Annotated in this window: 3 protein-coding genes and 1 pseudogene; 3 read left to right on the top strand and 1 reads right to left on the bottom strand. The window is 65.5% G+C overall.

The annotated features are described in order from the left end of the window. The first annotated feature begins 197 nt into the window (after positions 1–197). Positions 198–677, top strand: coding sequence for a hypothetical protein (locus tag A9X03_RS12230; RefSeq protein ID WP_068261252.1), 480 nt, complete (start codon positions 198–200; stop codon positions 675–677). A 33-nt stretch (positions 678–710) separates the two neighbouring features. On the opposite strand, the gene A9X03_RS12225 is transcribed toward A9X03_RS12230, so the two are convergent. Then, positions 711–1,646, bottom strand: coding sequence for an SAM-dependent methyltransferase (locus A9X03_RS12225; RefSeq protein WP_067888164.1), 936 nt, complete (start codon positions 1,644–1,646; stop codon positions 711–713). Positions 1,647–1,980: 334 nt separating this feature from the next. On the opposite strand from A9X03_RS12225, the gene A9X03_RS12220 reads away from it, so the two are divergent. Together A9X03_RS12220 and A9X03_RS12215 are read left to right on the top strand one after the other, a co-directional pair. After that, on the top strand, positions 1,981–2,799 hold the full coding sequence (locus A9X03_RS12220) for an alpha/beta fold hydrolase (RefSeq protein ID WP_068261248.1): 819 nt from the start codon (positions 1,981–1,983) through the stop codon (positions 2,797–2,799). 181 nt (positions 2,800–2,980) lie between these two features. Then, positions 2,981–3,196, top strand: a pseudogene (locus tag A9X03_RS12215) (hypothetical protein); the annotation flags it as partial.

Here is a 3,196-nt window from a genome sequence, read left to right as displayed (position 1 = left end):
CACCCTGCGCAGCGCTACGCCACCCCGGTTGACATGGCACGAGCCGCGCGCGATGCGATCACGGTGCCGCTACGCCGCCGCCGGCGCTCATCAACAGGGACAACTGCCAACAGATCCTGGGTATCTTCTGCCCCCACGCGTGACGGGCGCCGACCGCTGGGTGCCAATCGTCCCGATCCCTGGATTAGGTTGATCGCGTGGCCGCAAACGCACACAAGACCGCCCGGCGGTTGCTGACGGTATGGTGCGCAGCCGTGGCCGCCGCGGGTCTGTTCGTCGCGTGGCGGATCGATGAGCGGGCGCAACCGTGTTGGAGTGTGCGGCAATTCATCGACTTCAACCGCGACGCGCAGGCTTCGTTTAAGGCGAAGACGCGGTTTGCGCCGCCGGGCTCCTACGAACAGAACTCGGTACCCACTGACGCCGACTATCAGGCGTGGCTCGACGGCCTGCAGCGGCGAGCCAACCAGGTGACCGCGCCCGGGCTGTCGGCCCACGCGCAGCGAGCGGCAGCGCTGGCCCGTGAATTCATGACGGACGCGAACCGGATGAACGACGACCTAGGCAGACAAGACCCGCTGAAAACGGAACTGCCGCCATCGGCCAAAGCCGTGGCTCGGGCCAACCAGGAGTTCGGGGACGAGATGGCCACCCTGGCACGCGCCTGCCCCAGCTGAGCGCCCGGCGAGTGCCGCCCCCCCGAAATGCCTCTAGCGGCCGACGCCCAGCGTCGACGTGTAGTAGTTGACGCCGTTCATCGTTTGTCGATCATCGGCGGCCCGTGCGATCGCCCCCAACCCGAAGCCGGCGAGCAGCTGGGCCATCGGCGTTGCGACCGACGCCCACCCGAGCGCATCCAGGTACGCCCCGACGTCGTGGCGCTCACCTTCGAACTGGACCACGTCGAAGTCGAGTTCGAAGCCGTGCTCGCGCCACTTGGCAGTGGCCTCACGCATCCGTTGGCGCGCTGCGTCGGGGTCCATGTCGGCGGTATTCGGCACAGCCTCACTCCCGAGTCGGCTGCCCGGCGCGCTCAGGGCGGTGACCATCTCGAGCAGCCGATCCTGGGCCGCTGGTGTCAGATAGCCGAATAGGCCTTCGGCAATCCATACCGTGGGCTTCTTGACGTCCAAACCCGTCGTAACCAGTGCCGTCGACCAGTCGTCGCGCAGGTCGATGGCGACCGTGCGTAGGTCAACTTTTGGTACGGCACCGAGCTTGGCCAGTGTGGTGGATTTGAACTCGATGACGGCCGGTTGATCCATCTCGAACACCGTCATCCCTTTAGGCCAGTCCAGTCGGTAGGCGCGGGCGTCGAGGCCCGAGGCGAGGATCACGGCTTGACGGATGCCCGCTCCTGCGGCATCGGCACACAACTCGTCGAAGTACCGCGTGCGGGCCGCAATCGATGCGGGCATCTGCGCCAGCCCCCATGAGCTGCCCGCGACGTCGATATCCGAGGCGACGAGCTCGCCGGTAGCCCAGCGGGTCAGAAAGCTCACACCGACCGCGCGCACCAACTGCTCGGCAAAAGGATCGTCGATAATCCCATCCCTGGTGGCGACGGCTCTCGCGGCCGCCGCCATCGTGGCCGTGGTTCCCACTCCGGTAGCCGGACCCCAGGTGTCGTCATTGGGTGGTGTCATCGTGAACCTCCGAGAGCTGCCTGGATACCGTACAACCCGTCTCCTGGCGCTCCTCAGCGACGCCGCTGACGTGACCACCGCGACCACATGCGCGCGGCCATGGCGCAATCGAATTTAGCGGGTTACCAGTAGGACTCCGCCGTAGTTGTTATCACAGTGCGCACCAATCCATTTCGCAGCAACATCGATGTGCGTAATTCCCACGTAAAGCAGTCGTGAGGGCACACCCGAAAACTCGCAGCGGTCCAAACTGTCGCAGACCTGGCAGGCAAAAATGTTTGGCTTGCGGTTGACTGTCATTCGATAACGGCGAACGGCTGCGAGAGGAGCGCCTGTGCCCACCGTCACCACCTCGGACGGTGTCGAGATCTTCTACAAGGACTGGGGTTCCGGCCAGCCGATCGTTTTCAGTCACGGCTGGCCGCTGACGGCCGACGACTGGGATACGCAGATGATGTTCCTCCTGCACCGGGGCTATCGGGTGATCGCTCACGACCGGCGCGGGCATGGCCGGTCCGAGCAGGTCGGGACCGGCAACGACATCGAGCACTGGGTGGCCGATCTGGCCGCGCTGACCGAGCAACTCGAACTGCGCGACGCCGTCCACATCGGGCACTCCACCGGCGGCGCTGAAGTGGCCTGCTATGTGGCGCGCCACCAGGAGCGGGTCGCCAAGGCGGTGCTGGTGTCCTCCCCGACGCCGAGCATGGCGCAGGCCGAGAACAATCCGGGCGGGCAACCCCAGGAGTGGTTCGACGCGGTGCGTGCGGGCATCTTGGGAAATCGATCGGAGTTCTTCCGCGCCGTGCCAGAGGGGCCGTTCTACGGATTCAACCGCCCGGGTGTGGAACCGTCCGAGGCGGTCATCGCGAACTGGTGGCGTCAGGGCATGTCCGGCAGTGCCCAGGCTCACTACGAGACGGTGGTGTCCTGGCTGCAGGACTACTCCGACGAATTGCGGGCGATCACCGTTCCCGTCCTGGTCATGCACGGCGACGACGATCAGATCGTCCCGTTCGCAAGCGCGGCGCCCCGGGCGGTCGACCTCCTTCAGAACGGCGCGGTGAAGGCCTATCCCGGCTACCCGCACGGCATGCTGACCACACACGCGGATGTGCTCAACCCGGATCTGCTCTCGTTCATCGCGTCCTGAACGGCGGCGCCGGGATACACCGCCACGACCTCGAAATTTTCGACCCGCAAAGCGTCAAGCGGCTTGAGGGACGCCGACACCCAGGCGTCGCCTCGCGGGAGGAGCATCACTACGCTGATAAGGTCGCCCGAATCGCTCATATCTCAACAGATTCGGAGGCGATCACCCTACAATCGCTGCCGTGACCACCACGGCGCGATCGCCGGTCCCGGCCGCCGAAACATCCGCTCCCCTCGGAGTCGCGCCGCCGTGGACGTGGCTCGAGAAGCTCTGCTTCCGGCTGCTTTTCACCATTGGTGTCGGCATGCTCTTCGTCGTCGGTGGCGGTAGCGTGGTGAAAGACAGTGTGGGCCGGCACCCACTCGAACCGATAATTTGGCTACTCGCGCAGATCGGC

Origin of the sequence: Mycobacterium sp. E1715, from assembly GCF_001667625.1 — a bacterium.
Taxonomy (GTDB): Bacteria; Actinomycetota; Actinomycetes; order Mycobacteriales; family Mycobacteriaceae; genus Mycobacterium.
This window is presented reverse-complemented; position numbering and strand designations above follow the sequence as displayed.

Excerpts from the sequence above, each read along its gene's own strand:
- A9X03_RS12225 (WP_067888164.1), bottom strand. The coding sequence starts at position 1,646 with ATGACACCACCCAATGACGACACCTGGGGTCCGGCTACCGGAGTGGGA.